Source organism: Pseudomonas fragi (genome assembly GCF_025426255.1).
GTDB classification, from domain to species: Bacteria; Pseudomonadota; Gammaproteobacteria; order Pseudomonadales; family Pseudomonadaceae; genus Aquipseudomonas; species Aquipseudomonas kulmbachensis.
Genome location: NZ_CP104861.1, coordinates 1,985,132 through 2,001,372, shown reverse-complemented (window position 1 = coordinate 2,001,372; position 16,241 = coordinate 1,985,132). Strand labels below are relative to the sequence as shown.

Annotated in this window: 13 protein-coding genes and 1 pseudogene; 11 read left to right on the top strand and 3 right to left on the bottom strand. The window is 57.7% G+C overall.

Annotated features, from left to right (window positions below; genetic code table 11):
• Nucleotides 1–155: 155 nt before the first annotated feature.
• Nucleotides 156–656: a thiol peroxidase gene (tpx, locus tag N7D90_RS09195; protein ID WP_019828950.1), complete on the bottom strand. Its 501-nt coding sequence runs from the start codon at nucleotides 654–656 to the stop codon at nucleotides 156–158.
• A gap of 256 nt (nucleotides 657–912) precedes the next feature.
• On the opposite strand from tpx, the gene N7D90_RS09190 reads away from it, so the two are divergent.
• Entirely contained in the window at nucleotides 913–1,704 is a 792-nt protein-coding gene (locus N7D90_RS09190; protein ID WP_261741863.1) for a hypothetical protein, read from the top strand.
• Nucleotides 1,705–1,757: 53 nt separating this feature from the next.
• On the opposite strand, the gene N7D90_RS09185 is transcribed toward N7D90_RS09190, so the two are convergent.
• Complete coding sequence (locus tag N7D90_RS09185) at nucleotides 1,758–2,426, bottom strand: DUF3313 domain-containing protein (RefSeq protein WP_261741862.1); 669 nt, start codon at nucleotides 2,424–2,426, stop codon at nucleotides 1,758–1,760.
• Between the two features lie 337 nt (nucleotides 2,427–2,763).
• Between N7D90_RS09185 and N7D90_RS09180 the strand changes: the two are divergent.
• From N7D90_RS09180 to tal, 3 genes and pseudogenes are all read left to right on the top strand, one after another.
• Nucleotides 2,764–4,188, top strand: a pseudogene (locus tag N7D90_RS09180) (cbb3-type cytochrome c oxidase subunit I).
• Between the two features lie 54 nt (nucleotides 4,189–4,242).
• Nucleotides 4,243–4,473, top strand: coding sequence for a hypothetical protein (locus N7D90_RS09175; protein WP_261741861.1), 231 nt, complete (start codon nucleotides 4,243–4,245; stop codon nucleotides 4,471–4,473).
• A gap of 147 nt (nucleotides 4,474–4,620) precedes the next feature.
• Nucleotides 4,621–5,544 carry a transaldolase gene (tal, locus tag N7D90_RS09170; protein WP_261741860.1) on the top strand — a complete coding sequence of 308 codons (924 nt, stop codon included), beginning with the start codon at nucleotides 4,621–4,623 and terminating at the stop codon, nucleotides 5,542–5,544.
• Nucleotides 5,545–5,961: 417 nt separating this feature from the next.
• Here tal and N7D90_RS09165 read toward each other — a convergent pair whose 3' ends face one another.
• Entirely contained in the window at nucleotides 5,962–7,239 is a 1,278-nt protein-coding gene (locus tag N7D90_RS09165; protein ID WP_261741859.1) for a serine/threonine transporter, read from the bottom strand.
• A 227-nt stretch (nucleotides 7,240–7,466) separates the two neighbouring features.
• On the opposite strand from N7D90_RS09165, the gene N7D90_RS09160 reads away from it, so the two are divergent.
• The 7 genes from N7D90_RS09160 to N7D90_RS09130 all read left to right on the top strand — a co-directional run bounded on the left by N7D90_RS09160 (nucleotide 7,467) and on the right by N7D90_RS09130 (nucleotide 16,235).
• The gene (locus N7D90_RS09160) at nucleotides 7,467–7,997 is read left to right on the top strand and encodes a DUF4946 domain-containing protein (protein WP_261741858.1); all 531 of its coding nucleotides are present in this window, start codon (nucleotides 7,467–7,469) and stop codon (nucleotides 7,995–7,997) included.
• A gap of 98 nt (nucleotides 7,998–8,095) precedes the next feature.
• Nucleotides 8,096–8,542: a DUF411 domain-containing protein gene (locus N7D90_RS09155; protein WP_261741857.1), complete on the top strand. Its 447-nt coding sequence runs from the start codon at nucleotides 8,096–8,098 to the stop codon at nucleotides 8,540–8,542.
• A gap of 526 nt (nucleotides 8,543–9,068) precedes the next feature.
• Nucleotides 9,069–10,640 carry a glycogen synthase GlgA gene (glgA, locus tag N7D90_RS09150; protein WP_261741856.1) on the top strand — a complete coding sequence of 524 codons (1,572 nt, stop codon included), beginning with the start codon at nucleotides 9,069–9,071 and terminating at the stop codon, nucleotides 10,638–10,640.
• Between the two features lie 61 nt (nucleotides 10,641–10,701).
• Complete coding sequence (gene malQ, locus N7D90_RS09145) at nucleotides 10,702–12,783, top strand: 4-alpha-glucanotransferase (protein WP_261741855.1); 2,082 nt, start codon at nucleotides 10,702–10,704, stop codon at nucleotides 12,781–12,783.
• A 27-nt stretch (nucleotides 12,784–12,810) separates the two neighbouring features.
• On the top strand, nucleotides 12,811–13,038 hold the full coding sequence (locus tag N7D90_RS09140) for a DUF2934 domain-containing protein (protein WP_261741854.1): 228 nt from the start codon (nucleotides 12,811–12,813) through the stop codon (nucleotides 13,036–13,038).
• Nucleotides 13,039–13,181: 143 nt separating this feature from the next.
• On the top strand, nucleotides 13,182–15,335 hold the full coding sequence (gene glgX / locus N7D90_RS09135; RefSeq protein WP_261741853.1) for a glycogen debranching protein GlgX: 2,154 nt from the start codon (nucleotides 13,182–13,184) through the stop codon (nucleotides 15,333–15,335).
• A gap of 96 nt (nucleotides 15,336–15,431) precedes the next feature.
• Nucleotides 15,432–16,235, top strand: coding sequence for an endonuclease/exonuclease/phosphatase family protein (locus N7D90_RS09130; RefSeq protein WP_261741852.1), 804 nt, complete (start codon nucleotides 15,432–15,434; stop codon nucleotides 16,233–16,235).
• The last annotated feature ends 6 nt before the right edge of the window (nucleotides 16,236–16,241 follow it).

Genomic DNA, 16,241 nt, shown 5'->3' with positions numbered 1-16,241 from the left:
TCAAGAGCCCCGCCATAATTCCGGCAACATTCGCCTTTGTTAACCACCTTCGCGAGCAGGCTCGCTCCCACAGTTTTGCAATCAATACAAAGTAGAACGCAAAAAAACGGCCTGACACTTTGGGTGCCAGGCCGCTTTTGGTCTTGCGGTACGACTTACTTCAAAACAGCCAGCGCTGCTTCGTAGTTTGGCTCTTCAGCGATTTCTTTAACCAGTTCGCTGTGCAGCACGTTGTCGTTTTCGTCCAGTACTACGACAGCGCGAGCAGTCAGGCCAGCCAGCGGGCCATCTGCGATTGCCACGCCGTAGTTCTCGATGAACTCACGGCCGCGCAGGGTCGACAGGTTTTGTACGTTTTCCAGACCTTCAGCGCCGCAGAAGCGTGCTTGGGCGAATGGCAGGTCAGCCGAGATGCACAGCACAACGGTGTTGGCCAGTTCGTTGGCCTGAGCGTTGAACGTGCGCACGGAGGTCGCGCAAGTCGGGGTATCAACGCTTGGGAAGATGTTCAGCACTTTACGCTTACCGGCAAAGCTCGCCAGTGTTACATCGGACAAATTACCTGCAACCAGCGAAAACGCCGGCGCCTTGGAACCTACTGCAGGCAGTTCGCCGTTGACTTGAACAGGGTTGCCTTTAAGCGTCACTTGAGCCATGAACGATGTCCTTTTTGACAGGTTGTTGAAGAGGCCGAAGTTAAACATGAATCAGGCAGGCTGACCTATGGGCTGAACATAAAATCTCATGTTTACCATTACAAAAAGATTGCTCCTACAAAGCCGCCGCCACTGCATGCCATAACGATACAGGCTGCAACTTTCTGTGTAGCCGCACTCAAAACGGCCATAAATACCCGCAGTGTACAGGCCAACTGCTAGCGTTAACGGTCAGTATCCAAGGAACAGGACTGCCATGCCCATCACACGCCTCGCCTCAGGATTGTTGCTGTCACTTGTTCTGTGCCCTGCTGCTGACGCACTGGCCGATAACGCCGAGACCGCCAACAAAAGCAACAACCCGCTGAGCCTCGCTCCGGGAATCAATCTTCAGGACTATTACACGCCGCAGGTCTACGACAGCAATATCCACACCAATGACGCCCTGTTGCGAGGCGCCCTGCCCGTGGCGCCCAATGACTTTATCGGCGTACCACAACTGCTGCGCGTCACGCTGCCGATCAGTACCCGGCCCAATCCCCACAGCGGCTACAGCACCGGGATTGGCGACCTCAACCTGTTCGATATATTCCTGCTCAAAACCGAAGGTGTGCAGCTTGGCATCGGCCCGCAAATCACCGCGCCAACCGCCGAACATGACGAACTGGGCACCGGCAAGTGGCAAGCCGGCCTGGCCGCTATTGCCATCGACGCCTCACCACGCGGCCTGCTGGGTGCGTTGGTGCAGTACCAAAGCTCGTTCGCCGGTGACAGCGACCGCCAGCATGTTGAAAGCGCCACCTTTCAGCCATTTATCATCCACAACCTGCCCAAGGGCTGGTACTTGCGCTCCACAGGCACCTGGACCTACGACCTGAAAAGCAACACGCACTACATCCCCATCGGCTTGGGCGTGGGCAAAGCCTGGAAAGCCGGAAGCAACATTCTCAACGCCTTCGTTGAACCGCAATGGACTGTGGAGCGCAAGGGTGACGACCTGCCCCAGTTCACGCTGTTTGCCGGGATCAACGTCACTTTCGGTAAATAGTTGCAGGCGCAGCAACGGGAGCGAGCAGGCTCGCTCCCACAAGTACCGCGCGGTTACTTTTTCAGCTTCAAATACGACTGATGCATGTCCGATGCCCAGCTATCGATGACCTTTTTCACGTCATCGGCCCTCATCACCTGGCTGTCGTTACTCAACGGCTTGCCGATGCCTTTGCGAACCACTTGGGCAACCACATCCTGACTTTGCCCGTCGATAAACACGGCCTCAGTGGCCAACTGGGTTTCCTGATCACGGATCCCCGACGCCGTGCTCACAGCCGCCGCAACCAGCGCTACCGGAATGTACTCATAAGGTGCCAGGCTCTCGGTCTCGCTGCTGACCGCAGTGATGGCTGCCCGCACCACAATCACCCCTGGGCCTGGGCCACTGGCCAGCGGTAGTGATTTGCTCATTTCACGTTTCAGCGCCTGATCATAGTAGCTGGTGATGCCATTCAAAGTGCTCTGCGGGATTTTCTCCGTAGGCTTGGGTGCCGGGTACAGCTGGGTCGGCTCGATGTAAACGCTGGTGTATTGGTTGATCTTGAGCTGAGGGTCAACCCAACGCATCACTTCTGCACCAGACGGCGACTTGCCTTCTTTAAGGCGGCTGTAATCTTTTAAAAAGCCGGAGTACTCATCCGGTTGCTGGACCTTGCTCGCACAACCGACCATCCCGATTGAGGCGATGCACAACGTACCGATCATTAAGCCAAGCTTCATGCTGTAACTCCTGTAGGGGACGCAACCGTAAGAACGCGCCATATAGGTATAGCCAAGCATTGGAGAATCGCCGCAGAACCAGGTTTTATCCGACGTTGAATGTGATAGAGCACGCAATACACATGGGCCCGAGCCTTACAGCTCAGTTGCTTTTAAATTATTGAAAACCAATTAAAACCAGATCAGTTAAGAAAATTTTCGATTAAACCTGAGATAAAATCTGATCCGTATTAATTATGATTTTCTGAATCTGTTTTGTTTTGCTCAAGGTTCCTAAAGTTCACCCTACGCCAGACCACGAGGCCTGGCAGGACTTTGAACCGTGGAAGACTTGAGCATGAGCACAGCACTAAACGGGCAGGCCTATAACTATAAGGTTGTCCGCCAATTCGCCATCATGACCGTGGTCTGGGGTGTTATCGGCATGGCCATGGGCGTGTGGATCGCCTCACAACTGGCCTGGCCACAGATGAACCTCGACCTGCCCTGGACCACATTCGGCCGCCTGCGACCGCTGCACACCAGCCTGGTGATTTTCGGCTTTGCCGGCAGCGCGCAATTCGCCGCCAGCTACTACGCCGTGCAGCGTACCTGCCAGGTGCGGCTGTTCTCTGACAGGCTCGCAGCCTTTACTTTCTGGGGCTGGCAGTCAGTGATTGTGATCATGCTGGTCACCCTGCCCCTGGGCTACACCACGACCAAGGAGTACGCCGAAATCGAGTTCACCGGCGCGGTCTGGATGACCGTGGTCTGGGTGGCCTACGCCATCGTCTTTTTCACCACCGTGGTGCGGCGCAAAACAAAGCATATTTATGTCGGCAACTGGTTTTTCGGCGCTTTTATTCTGGTGATCGCCATGCTCCACGTGGTCAACCACCTGGCAATCCCCGTGGACTGGTTCAAATCTTATCCGGTGTACTCCGGCGCCACCGATGCCATGGTGCAGTGGTGGTATGGGCATAACGCTGTAGGCTTCTTCCTGACCACCGGCTTTCTCGGGATGATGTACTACTTCGTGCCCAAGCAGGCCGGTAAGCCGATCTACTCCTATCGCCTGTCCATCGTGCACTTCTGGGCGCTGATCACCCTGTATATCTGGGCCGGCCCGCACCACTTGCACTACACCGCCTCCCGGACTGGGCTCAGTCGCTGGGCATGGCGATGTCGATCATTCTGCTGGCCCAAGCTGGGGCGGCATGATCAACGGCATGATGACCCTCTCGGGCGCCTGGCATAAGTTGCGCACCGACCCGATCCTGCGCTTTCTGGTGTGTCGCTGGCGTTCTACGGCATGTCGACCTTCGAAGGCCCGATGATGGCGATCAAGACCGTCAACGCCCTCTCCCACTACACCGACTGGACCATCGGCCACGTACACGCCGGGGCATTGGGTTGGGTAGCGATGATTTCGATTCGGTGCGCTGTACCACATGATCCCGAAAATCTTCGGCCGCGAGCAGATGTACAGCACTGCCTGATCAACCTGCACTTCTGGCTGGCCACCATCGGCACGGTGCTCTACATCGCCTCGATGTGGGTCAACGGCATCACCCAGGGCCTGATGTGGCGTGCAATCAACGATGACGGCACGCTGACCTACTCGTTTGTCGAGTCGTTGCAGGCCAGCCACCCTGGCTTCGTCGTGCGCCTTGTGGGCGGGCTGTTCTTCCTCTGCGGCATGCTGCTGATGGCCTGGAACGTATGGCGCACGGTGCGCGTGGCCAACTTCAAACAGGCCGAACTGAGCGCCCAGATCGCCTGACCCCGTTGCAGCGCATGCCGCAGGCGTGCGCTGCACTCAGCAAGGAGCCTTGCCATGCTCGAAATAGTCCTCAACTGTACCGCCGTAATCAGCCTCTACTTTGCGGTCGGCTGGTGCCTGAAGCATAAAACCGCAAAGGATATCGACGAGGCCAGCCTGATCCCCTTTGCCGACGACCCGGAAGTGGCGCGCCGGGTTGAGCTGGCCACCGGCAAAACCGTCAATGCTGTGCAGATCAGCGAACCAGAGCCGCGCAAGCCAGGATGGGGCAAGCTGGAACTCTGAAATCCAGGTAATGGCACTACGACAGATTAAATCTGTTCCATTGGTTGCATCGAGAAGGTATTCAACGGCATTCTTCGTTCAACGAACTATTGATCGACGACGCAATCAATCTGTACTGCCATTAATACCTTTTCGACAGAGACGCTCATGACTTCCAAGCTGGAACAACTCAAGCAGTTCACCACCGTGGTCGCAGACACCGGCGACCTCGACGCGATTACCCGTCTCAAACCTGTGGATGCAACCACCAATCCGTCGCTGCTGCTCAAGGCTGCAGCGATGCCCGGTTATGCCGAGCTGCTGCAAAACGCCATCAGCCACGCCAAGGGCAATGTGGGCCTGGCCTGCGATCATTTCGCGGTATCGGTAGGTAGCGGTATCTTGAAAGTGATACCGGGGCGCATTTCGACTGAAGTCGACGCCCGTCTATCGTTTAACGAGCCGGCCCTGCTGAACAAAGCCAACCAGTTGATCGAGCTTTACGACAAGGCTGGTGTAGGCCGCGACCGCGTCCTGATCAAGCTCGCCTCGACCTGGGAAGGCATCCGCGCTGCCGAGAAACTGGAAAAGGACGGTATTCAAACCAACCTGACCCTGCTGTTCTCGTTCGCCCAGGCCGCTGCTTGTGCCGATGCCGGGGTATTTTTGATCTCGCCGTTCGTAGGTCGGATTTACGACTGGTACAAGAAGTCCACCGGCACCGACTACACCGGTTCCGATGATCCGGGCGTGCAGTCCGTGACCCGTATCTACAACTACTACAAGGCCAATGCCTACAACACCGTGGTAATGGGCGCCAGCTTCCGCAACCTCAACCAGATCGAGCAACTGGCTGGCTGCGACCGCCTGACCATCAGCCCGGACTTGCTGGAAAAACTGGCTCTGGACGACGGTAAACTGGAGCGCAAACTGGCTCCAGGCCACGCGGGCGAACCACGTCTGAACCTGAACGAAGCGCAATTCCGCTGGGCCTCCAACGAAGATGCAATGGCCACTGAGAAACTGGCCGAGGGCATTCGCCAGTTCGCCCGTGACCAGGAAAAACTAGAGGCGTTGTTGTCGGGTAAATAACCCACAACCTGTAGCGTGCTTGCTCGCGATTGATCGAGAGCAAGCACGCTCCCAGAAAGCCTCTTCAGAAACGGTACTTCATCCCCAGCATCAGAATGCGTGGAGCGCCGTAGTAATAATTTCGCCCATCCGCAACACCATCAATCGCTGTTGCTCAGTGAACAGCACATCAGCAGCACTGTCGGTATCGCGCAAGCTCCGCCGCAGCCAGTTCAACAGCCAACCGTGGTGATCGCAGCTAGGGTAAGTTCGACGGGGATGGCGACACGGGAACCCTCGGACGTGCTGGCAGCACACTGCGAATAGGAATGGGTCGCAATCATATTCGCAGCACTGGCCAGACTCAAGCCTTGGGCGGCTTGAGCTGGACAATCACCGAAGTGTCGCCGCGCAGAACGGCGGCGACCGGGGCAAGCATCAAGGGATCAGCGAGTACACCAGCGACGAAATCGCGATCAGGCCCACAACAGTTACAAACACGTTGGAGATCTGCCCCGAATACTGACGCATGGCGGGCACCCGGCGGATCGCGTACATCGGCATCAGGAACAGAATGGCAGCAATCACCGGCCCGCCCATGGTTTCGATCATGCCCAGGATGCTTGGGTTAAGCGTTGCCACGGCCCAGCACACCACCAGCATGAAAGCAGCGGTCATGCGGTCGAGGTTTTTCGCGCCTGGGCGCTTGCCGGTTTTCAGTACCAGACCTTTAAGGCCTTCGCTGGCGCCGATGTAGTGGCCCAGGAATGACTTGGCAATGGCCACGAACGCAATCAGCGGAGCGGCAAATGCAATGGTCGGGTTGCTGAAGTGGTTGGCCAGGTAGGACAGGATCGACAGGTTCTGGGCCTTGGCTTCGGCCAGTTGTTCAGGCGACAGCGTGAGCACACAGCTGAAGACAAAGAACAGCACCATCACCACCATCAGCAGGTGGGCGCGGGACAGGATCTGCGAGCTGCGCTCGTCGGCGTTCGAACCGTAACGGCGCTTTTGATCCACGGCGAAAGCCGAGATGATCGGTGAATGGTTAAAGGAGAACACCATCACCGGAATCGCCAACCACAAGGTGTGCAATAAAGCCGAAGGCTCCGGCAGCGTGCTTGCGGTACTCAGAATGCCGCCATTCCAGTGCGGGATCAGAAACACCGCCAAAAACAGCAATGCAACGATAAACGGGTAGACCATCATGCTCATGGCCTTCACGATCACTTGTTCGCCGCAGCGCACAACGATCAGCAAGCCCAGAATCAGCACCAGCGACAGGATGGCCCGTGGTGGTGGCGTGATATGCAATTGATTAAGCATAAAACTGCCGACGGTGTTGGTCAGCGCTACGCTGTAAATCAGCAAAATCGGGAAAATGGCCAGGAAATACAGCAGTGTAATCACTGCACCGGCGCGCAGGCCGAAATGTTCTTCTACCACGTCAGTGATATCTGAGCCTTCGCGACCGGAGAGAACGAATCGGGTCAAGCCACGGTGGGCGTAAAAGGTCATCGGGAACGCCAGCAGCGCCAGAATCAATAACGGCCAAAAGCCGCCAAGCCCAGCGTTGATTGGCAAAAACAAAGTACCTGCGCCAATCGCTGTGCCAAACAGGCCCAGCATCCAGGTGGTGTCATGACGGTTCCAGCGACTCAGGGTCGCTGGGGTCTCGTCGAAGCGTTCGTCAACGCTGTTAGCCTGGTCATTCATCCGGTCGAATCTCCGCTAGCCGGTCGTTACCACGCAGCCGGGGCGGACAAGAAACACCTTGCTGACATCGCCCCAGCCATAAGAGGGGCGCGATTGTCCGGGATTAGACATAAGAAGCAAAGGTTTAGCTGAGCAATGGTCGAAAATGATGTCACGCTGCAAAGCAATACCTCGACACCTGTTGATACACTATTACTGTCAAAACTTGCCCAAAAGGCCCGATATCCATGCACTTTGCTCGCCGTTTACCTGTTTTTATCGGCTTATGCCTGCTCGCTGCGCTGCCCGTGGCCAACGCCGAAGGGCTGATGATTACCTGGCCCGCAGACTGGGAAGTGCAAGCCGTACCGCCTGCGACTGACGACACCAGCGTGCGCCAGCGAGCAGTGAAGAACGACGCCAATGGCGATCCGCAGATGGTCATGGAGCTGACCCAGTCGACCCTGGCACCTGAACACAAGGTCAATATGGAGGCGGTTTTGTTGCAGATGCGCAAAACCCTGCAACAGAACTTCGCCAAAGGCGGATACCAGAGTGCATGCAGCAAAATCCGCAGCAGCACGCTGGGCGGCCTGGATGCGCTGGAAACCACCTGCAAGATCACTCAGAACGGTAACCACGTCATCACTCAGACACTGGTAGCCGCCACTCAGGGCAACAGCGCTTACGCGCTTTCCTACGCGGGCCCCGCAGACGGTTACAAGGCCAACGAGCCAGAGGTGAAAGGTATTCGCGCCAGCTTGCGGCTGGGCCAATAAGCGGAGCACGCTGAACCTGACACAATTGTCATCTTGCCATCAGTTGCCTGACAGTCCCTATCGCTCAAGCTGACACTTTTTTCGTAAAGAGGAACTCGATGAAAACTCCATTGCGCCTTGCCGCTCTCTCGGCCCTGCTGTTGGCCTCAATGGCTCAAGCCGCCGAACAACTGACCATTGATGTGCATCGTGATGCCAACTGTGGCTGCTGCAAAGCCTGGATTTCTCACCTTGAAACCAATGGCTTCAAGGTCAATGACCATGTGGAAGCCGATATGAGCAGCGTGAAACAGCGCCTCGGCGTCCAGCCGAGACTGGCTTCGTGCCATACCGGAGTGATCGACGGCAAATTCGTTGAAGGCCATGTACCCGCCGAACAAGTGGTTGCCCTGACCAAGCGCAATGACCTCAAAGGGATTGCCGTACCGGGCATGCCCATGGGCTCACCCGGAATGGAAATGGGTGATCGCAAGGACGCGTACCAGGTGATCGGCCTGCGCAACGACGGTAAAGACCAGGTGATTGCCGAGTACCCCGGCAACTGAGATTTCAGTACCGAGCGCACTGCAATGGTGCGCTCGCCCTGTTATTGAAATCCTCTGGAGCATTGAGTGCACTGTAGCCGCTGACGAGGAACGAGGGCTGCTAGCTTTTTTGTCCCGTTCGCAAGATCAAGAGCTCGCAGCCTTCGTTCCTCGTCAGCGGCTACCAAAAAGTCCAGAGCTGCGCGACGTATTGACATAACAGTGACACACATCATGTGGTAGAAAATTTATTACAACAAATATGCCCTTGTCCTACAAAAGTTCCGACTCCCACCTAGCACCTTGACCTATCTCTCCTACACTTAACGCTGTCGTGTCTACGGCGTTTTAACGTCGTATTTATATAAGTGAATCTTTAGCGCCCGTGATAGGTCAATTTCAAACAGGGTCGTCGCTTTTGGTGCATTCCTTGCAGTGCCTTATTTACCTTCTGGGCTTTTACGCAGGCGGGATGTGGCGGATCAGCAAGTGAGGACGTACCGGCCGGGTGGCCGTTAGGGATCAATAAATACAACGGGAGAGATTCATGATCAGTGCTGCTGCGCCAAATCAAGAAGAACGTCTGCACCCGCAAGTTATTAATGAGCTGATTTCATTGTCAGGCCTGGCCCCTGCCGGGAAGCCCGTGCAGGTACTGCCGAGCGCTAATCCCAATAAAAAGAAAGTGCTGTTTGTCACCTCCGAACTGGCCGATCTGGTGAAAACCGGCGGCCTGGGCGATGTGTCTGCCGCGCTGCCACGGGCCATGCGTCATTTACATGATGTGCGGGTGTTGATTCCCGGCTACCCACAAGTACTCAACAGCGACAACCCGATCCATATCATCGGCGAACTCGGTGGGCATGCCGCCCTGCCCGCCTGCAAGATCGGGCGCATGGACTTGAAGGACGGCCTGGTCATCTATGTACTGATTTGCCCCGAGCTGTATGAACGCGAAGGCACCCCATATGGCGCCAATAACGGCCGTGACTGGCCCGACAACCATATTCGCTTCGCCCGCCTGGGCCTGGCCGCGGCCGATATTGCGGCCAACCTGGCGCAGATTCATTGGCAGCCAGACCTGGTCCACGCCCACGACTGGCCTGCCGGGCTGGCCCCGGCTTATATGCATTGGCGCGGTCAGCGCACGCCAACGCTATTCACCATTCACAACCTGGCCTACCAGGGCGTATTCAGCCGGGCCTGCTGCCCGGAGCTGGGTATTCCGCACCATGCCCTGCAACAGGACGGCATGGAGTTCTATGGCAAGTTGTCGTTCCTCAAGGCCGGCATGGCCTATGCCAGCCACATCACCACGGTCAGTGCCACCTATGCCGCAGAGATCACCACTCCGGCCTTCGGTTGCGGCCTGGATGGCTTTTTAGCCAGCAAAACCCAGCAAGGGCTGCTGAGCGGTATCCCTAATGGCATTGATGAAAGCTGGGAAGCCACAACCGACCCCCATCTGATTGCCCCGTTCGGCATCGGCGACTGGGACGCCAAAGCCCTGAACACCGCCCATGTACGCAGCCTGTTTGAACTCAAACCCTCCAAAGGGCCGCTGTTCGCCGTGGTTTCGCGGCTGGTGTACCAAAAAGGCCTGGACCTGACCGAAGCCGTGGCCGCTTTTATCGTGGCATCGGGCGGACAGATCTGCATCATCGGTCGCGGCGAGCCGGAGGAGGAACAGGCCATGCGTGAACTGGCCCTGCGTTTCCCCGGTCAGATCGGGGTACGTATCGGCTTCAATGAAACCGACGCTCGGCGCATGTTCGCGGGCAGCGATTTCCTGTTGATGCCATCGCGCTATGAACCCTGCGGCCTGAGCCAAATGTACGCACAACGCTTCGGTTCACTGCCTGTAGCACGCAACACCGGTGGTCTGGCCGATACCATCGAAAATGGCGTTACCGGGTTTTTGTTCGATGAATCCACCGTAGCCAGTTACGAGCAGGCTCTGAAGCGAGCATTCAAGGTCTTCAGCTACCCCGCGCTGTTTAACGCCATGCGTTGCCGCGCGATGGCAGCACCCTTCAACTGGTGCAAGGCGGTGGAACCCTACGCCGAGCTTTATGAACAACTGGTTGCCAAGTCACTGCTTCGCAGCGTGTCACCTTGAGCAATACCACCTGCGGATCTGCCTGACGTCCGATCATCTATCGCCACCAAGGGAACCGCCAATGAGTGAAGCGCAACTTGAAGTACTCGCTGGCCGAGCCGGGCTGGCCGTTGACTGGATCGATGCCAACGGTCAGCCACAAAGGGTTCAACCAAGCGCACTGGAAGCCATTCTGGCGGGCTTGGGCTTACCTGCCGACAGCGCCGAAGCTATCGAAACCAGCCTGCTGAATTTGCAGCTGGAACAACAGAACAAACGGCTGCCGCCATTACTGACCGCAGATGTGGGCAAGGCGCTGGATTTGTCTCGTTATTTCCACCCCCACAGCCAGTGCGTCGTGCAGTTGGAAAACGGTGACTCCCTGGCGATCCAGCTGGATGCCGACGCGGTACTGCCGGGCATGATTCCCATTGGTTACCACCGGGTGCAACTGGACGATCAGCATTTCACCCTCGCCGTAGCCCCGGCCAAATGTTTCAGCATTGCCGATGCCCTGCATCAGGCAGCACCCCGTGCCTGGGGCCTAAGTGCTCAGCTGTATTCGCTGCATCGCCAAGGCGATGGTGGCTTTGGCGATACCCAGGCACTGGAAACCCTGCTGCGGGCGGCCGGTGAGCGCGGCGCGGATGCCTTGGCAATCAGCCCCCTGCACGCCATGTTCAGCAGCGCACCCAAGCATTACAGTCCGTATTCACCGTCCAGCCGTCTGTTCCTCAACAGCCTGTATGCCGCACCCGCCAGCATTCTGGGTGAAGAGGCGCTAAACAGGGCCATCGACGCTACGGGTCTGAAAGAAGAACTACAGCGCCTGGAACAATTGCCCCTGATTGACTGGCCAGCCGTGACCCGGGCCAAACAGACACTGCTGCGCCAGCTCTACAATGACTTTTCCCGGGGCGAACATCCGCGCATGGACGACTTCGAGCGCTTTCGCGAACTGGGAGGCGAGGCACTGGAAAACCACTGCCGCTTCGAAGCCTTGCAAGAGCGCTGCGTGGCCGAGCATCACAGCCTCGATTGGCGCGACTGGCCAGAGCAATGGCGCAACCCCGACAGCCCAGCATTGCTGCACTTTGCCGAAGAGCACCAGCAGGTCATTGCGTATTACGCCTTTTGTCAGTGGCTGATCGCCCGCTGCCTGGCTCATGCACAAACCACGGCACGATCCAGCGGCATGGCTATCGGCCTGATCGCCGATCTGGCCGTGGGCGCTGATGGCGCAGGTAGCCAGGCATGGTGCAGACAGGACGAAATGCTGGCGCAACTGACCGTAGGCGCCCCACCCGATCAACTCAACCGCGCAGGCCAGGGCTGGGGGATTTCCGCGTTTTCACCTGAAGGCCTGAAACGTAATGGCTTCCGTGCGTTTATCGAAATGTTACGCGCTAACTTTGCCCACGCTGGCGGGCTGCGCATTGACCATGTACTGGGTTTGCAACGCTTATGGGTAATCCCCCTGGGGGCACCGTCCAGCGAAGGGGCGTATTTGTATTACCCGGTCGATGACCTGCTGCGCCTGGTCACCCTCGAATCTGTACGCCATCAAGCCATCGTGCTAGGCGAAGACCTCGGCACGGTGCCCGACGGGCTGCGCGAAAAACTCAGCGAGCGGGCGATCCTCGGGATTCGCGTGCTGCTGTTCGAGCAAGACTACGGCGCCCGCTTCAAACCCATTCTGGACTGGCCGGACTATGCACTGGCCACCACCAGCACCCACGATCTACCCACTCTCAATGGCTGGCTGTGCGGACGCGATATCGACTGGAATGAACGCCTGGGGTTGATCGACCCTGTGGCTGCGCACCGCTGGCGGGAAAATCGCCAACACGAGTGCGAAGGTCTGGACCGGGCCTTGCGCCAGGACCCGCAAAACTTTCAGGAAGAAACCCAGGGCAACGCCCCGACACTGGACGCCAGTATCCGTTTTCTGGGGCACACCCGTGCACCATTGGTGCTGCTACCGATCGAGGACGCCCTTGGCCTTGAGGAGCAAGCCAACTTGCCAGGCACCGTCAGCGGCCACCCCAACTGGTGCCGACGCTTGCCGGGCGACTGCAACACGTTGCTGGACGCGATCGACGCCACGCGACGCTTCGAATTGCTGGCCTGTGCCCGCCAGCAAGCCCATGAACGAGATCGATAATTGCCCTACCACCCAAGGAGCTTTGCCATGAGTAACGACGATAAACATATTCGTGAGTTTGCCTACCAGATCTGGGAATCCGAGGGTCGGCCCGATGGCCAGCAGGAGCGTCACTGGGAAATGGCTCACAAACTGGCGCAGGCACAGGCACTGGCTCCATCCAAAACAGCACCACGGGCTACCAAAGCCAAGTCACCGGCTAAACCTGTCGCAGAGAAAAAGCCCCGGGCACCGCGCAAACCTGCTTCATCTTGAGCACAAAGCCCCACCTGTGGGAGCGGGCGTGCTCGCGATTCAAACACCTTGGTTGAGCAGGTTGACCGGGTTGTTGCAATCGCGAGCAAGCTCGCTCCCACAGGCCATTTACGTCTTCAATTGCGGTTGTGCAGGAGCAGGTCATGAGTAAACGTACGTCAGCACCTTTTACTGGCGACCCTTTGCGCATCCGCGAAGGCCGACCCTTCCCCTTGGGCGCTACGTGGGACGGATTAGGCGTCAACTTCGCCCTGTTTTCCGCCAATGCCAGCAAAGTCGTATTGTGCCTGTTCGACGCAGCCGGTGAGGTTGAACTGGAACGGATCGAATTACCCGAGTACACCGACGAGATCTTTCACGGCTATCTGCCAAACGCACACCCCGGACAGATTTACGGCTACCGCGTGTATGGCCCCTACGACCCTGCCAACGGTCATCGTTTTAACCACCATAAATTGCTGATCGACCCCTATGCCAAACAGTTGGTTGGGGAACTTAAATGGTCCGAAGCCCTGTTTGGCTACACCGTCGGCCATCCGGATGCAGACCTGAGCTTTGATGAGCGCGACAGCGCGCCATTTGTGCCCAAGTGCAAGGTGATAGACCCGGCGCACACCTGGGGGCAGGATCATCGGCTGGCCGTGCCGTGGGACCGTACGATTTTTTATGAAACCCATGTGCGCGGCATCAGTATGCGCCACCCCGCCGTACCGGATGAGGTGCGCGGCACCTTTGCCGGCCTGATGGTCGATGAGGTGGTCGAACACATGACCAGCCTCGGCGTGACCAGTATCGAGCTGCTGCCGGTGCACGCATTCGTCAACGACCAGCATCTGCTGCAAAAAGGCATGACCAACTACTGGGGCTACAACAGCATCGGTTTTTTCGCCCCGGACCCGCGCTACCTGGCCAGCGGCAAGATAGCCGAGTTCAAGGAAATGGTCGCGCGCCTGCACAAGGCCGGGCTGGAGGTGATTCTGGATGTGGTCTACAACCACACGGCCGAAGGCAACGAGCTGGGCCCTACCCTGTCCATGCGCGGCATCGATAACGCCTCGTACTATCGGCTGATGCCTGAAGACAAGCGCTTTTACATCAATGATTCCGGCACCGGCAACACGCTCGACCTGAGCCACCCGTGCGTCTTGCAGATGGTCACCGATTCACTGCGCTACTGGGCGCGCGAAATGCACGTCGATGGCTTCCGCTTTGACCTGGCGACCATTCTGGGGCGCTACCACGACGGCTTTAGCCAGCGTCACAGCTTTTTGGTGGCTTGCCGTCAGGACCCACTGTTGCGTCGGGTGAAAATGATCGCCGAACCCTGGGACTGCGGCCCCGGGGGCTATCAGGTCGGCGGTTTCCCGCCCGGCTGGGCGGAATGGAACGACCGTTTTCGCGATACCGTACGCGCTTTCTGGAAGGGTGACGAAGGCCAACTGGCCGACTTTGCCGGGCGCATGACCGGCTCGGCCGACCTGTTCAACCACCGTGGCCGCAGACCCTATGCTTCGGTCAACTTTGTTACCGCCCATGACGGTTTCACCTTGCACGACCTGGTGTCATACAACGACAAGCACAACGAAGCCAACGACGAAAACAACCAGGACGGCAGTAATAACAATATTTCGTGGAACCACGGGATCGAAGGGCCCACTGACGATCCCGAGATCAATGCGTTGCGCCAGCGCCAGATGCGCAACTTCATGGCCACCCTGCTCCTGGCTCAGGGCACGCCGATGCTGGTCGCGGGCGACGAATTCGCCCGCACCCAGCACGGCAACAATAATGCCTACTGCCAGGACAGCGAAATCGGCTGGGTCAACTGGGAACTGGACAAGCCCGGCAAATCCCTGCTGGCGTTTGTCAAACGCCTGATCAAGCTGCGCATGCAGTACCCCATCTTGCGTCGCGGCCTGTTTCTGATTGGCCACTCCAGCGAGACGCCTGGAGTCAGTGACGTGACCTGGCTGGCAGCGGATGGCGAGGAGATGACCACCGAGCAGTGGCAAGACAGCCAAGCCCGCTGCCTGGGCATGCTGCTGGACGGTCGAGCGCAGGTCTCCGGGGTACAACGGGCCGGAGCCGACGCCACCTTGCTGATCGTGGTCAACGCGAGCCACGACACAATCAACTTCAACCTGCCCAAAGTCCCCCAGGGCATCAGTTGGTCATGCAAGCTCGACACCACAGACCCGTCAATCAAAGGGCCACAGCACCTGCCGTTCAACAAGGCCTACAGCGTCACCGGGCGCTCACTGGTGTTGTTTGAACTGCAACGACCTGAGGTGTCGTGACTATATTGATAAGCATCAAGTACGCCCCCATAAAAAGCGGCAAGCTGCAAACCCTGAACTTGCCGCTTTGAAACTGCCCCTGACAGAGGAGTGACCATGCCCACTGATGATGTTGTCGGCAACACGCTTTCATCTGCTACCACGGCAACAGCACCTGCTGTCCATCAAATCAAGGTGCTGACGGTCAATACGCACAAGGGATTCACTGTATTCAATCGACGCTTCATCCTCCCCGAACTGCGCGAGGCCGTGCGCAGCACCGGTGCTGATCTGGTGTTTCTGCAGGAAGTGCTTGGCGAACACGAGAAACACGCATCCCGCTACGAGGACTGGCCAGAAACCTCGCAATACGAATTCCTCGCCGACAGCATGTGGAGCGACTTCGCCTACGGCCGTAACGCCGTGTATACCAATGGCCATCACGGTAATGCCTTGCTGTCCAAGTACCCGATCAAGGCCTCGCGCAATCTGGATATTTCCATCACCGGCCCCGAGCGGCGCGGCCTGCTGCATTGCGAGCTGGACGTTCCCGGCCACGACAATGTGCATGCCATTTGCGTGCATTTGAGCCTGTTGGAAAGCCACCGACAGCTACAAATCGTACTGCTTAATCAGTTGCTCAAATCCCTGCCGCCCAATGAGCCGGTGATCATTGCAGGCGACTTCAACGACTGGAAACAGCAAGGCAATGCCGCCCTGCGCCAACGCGACGATCTGCATGAAGTGTTTGAGCGGCATCACGGGCAGTTGGCCAAAACCTACCCGGCGCGCTGGCCGCTGCTGCGTCTGGACCGCATCTACTTGCGCAACGCCAGCAGCCACAATCCCGAAATCCTCGGCAACAAGCCCTGGACGCATTTATCCGATCATTTGCCGCTGGCGGTTGAGGTGCATTTGTAATATTGA

What these genes read in the sequence shown, in the direction of transcription:
- tpx (WP_019828950.1), bottom strand. Translation starts at nt 656, where the DNA reads ATGGCTCAAGTGACGCTTAAAGGCAACCCTGTTCAAGTCAACGGCGAA.
- N7D90_RS09190 (WP_261741863.1), top strand. Translation starts at nt 913, where the DNA reads ATGCCCATCACACGCCTCGCCTCAGGATTGTTGCTGTCACTTGTTCTG.
- N7D90_RS09185 (WP_261741862.1), bottom strand. Translation starts at nt 2,426, where the DNA reads ATGAAGCTTGGCTTAATGATCGGTACGTTGTGCATCGCCTCAATCGGG.
- N7D90_RS09175 (WP_261741861.1), top strand. Translation starts at nt 4,243, where the DNA reads ATGCTCGAAATAGTCCTCAACTGTACCGCCGTAATCAGCCTCTACTTT.
- tal (WP_261741860.1), top strand. Translation starts at nt 4,621, where the DNA reads ATGACTTCCAAGCTGGAACAACTCAAGCAGTTCACCACCGTGGTCGCA.
- N7D90_RS09165 (WP_261741859.1), bottom strand. Translation starts at nt 7,239, where the DNA reads ATGAATGACCAGGCTAACAGCGTTGACGAACGCTTCGACGAGACCCCA.
- N7D90_RS09160 (WP_261741858.1), top strand. Translation starts at nt 7,467, where the DNA reads ATGCACTTTGCTCGCCGTTTACCTGTTTTTATCGGCTTATGCCTGCTC.
- N7D90_RS09155 (WP_261741857.1), top strand. Translation starts at nt 8,096, where the DNA reads ATGAAAACTCCATTGCGCCTTGCCGCTCTCTCGGCCCTGCTGTTGGCC.
- glgA (WP_261741856.1), top strand. Translation starts at nt 9,069, where the DNA reads ATGATCAGTGCTGCTGCGCCAAATCAAGAAGAACGTCTGCACCCGCAA.
- malQ (WP_261741855.1), top strand. Translation starts at nt 10,702, where the DNA reads ATGAGTGAAGCGCAACTTGAAGTACTCGCTGGCCGAGCCGGGCTGGCC.
- N7D90_RS09140 (WP_261741854.1), top strand. Translation starts at nt 12,811, where the DNA reads ATGAGTAACGACGATAAACATATTCGTGAGTTTGCCTACCAGATCTGG.
- glgX (WP_261741853.1), top strand. Translation starts at nt 13,182, where the DNA reads ATGAGTAAACGTACGTCAGCACCTTTTACTGGCGACCCTTTGCGCATC.
- N7D90_RS09130 (WP_261741852.1), top strand. Translation starts at nt 15,432, where the DNA reads ATGCCCACTGATGATGTTGTCGGCAACACGCTTTCATCTGCTACCACG.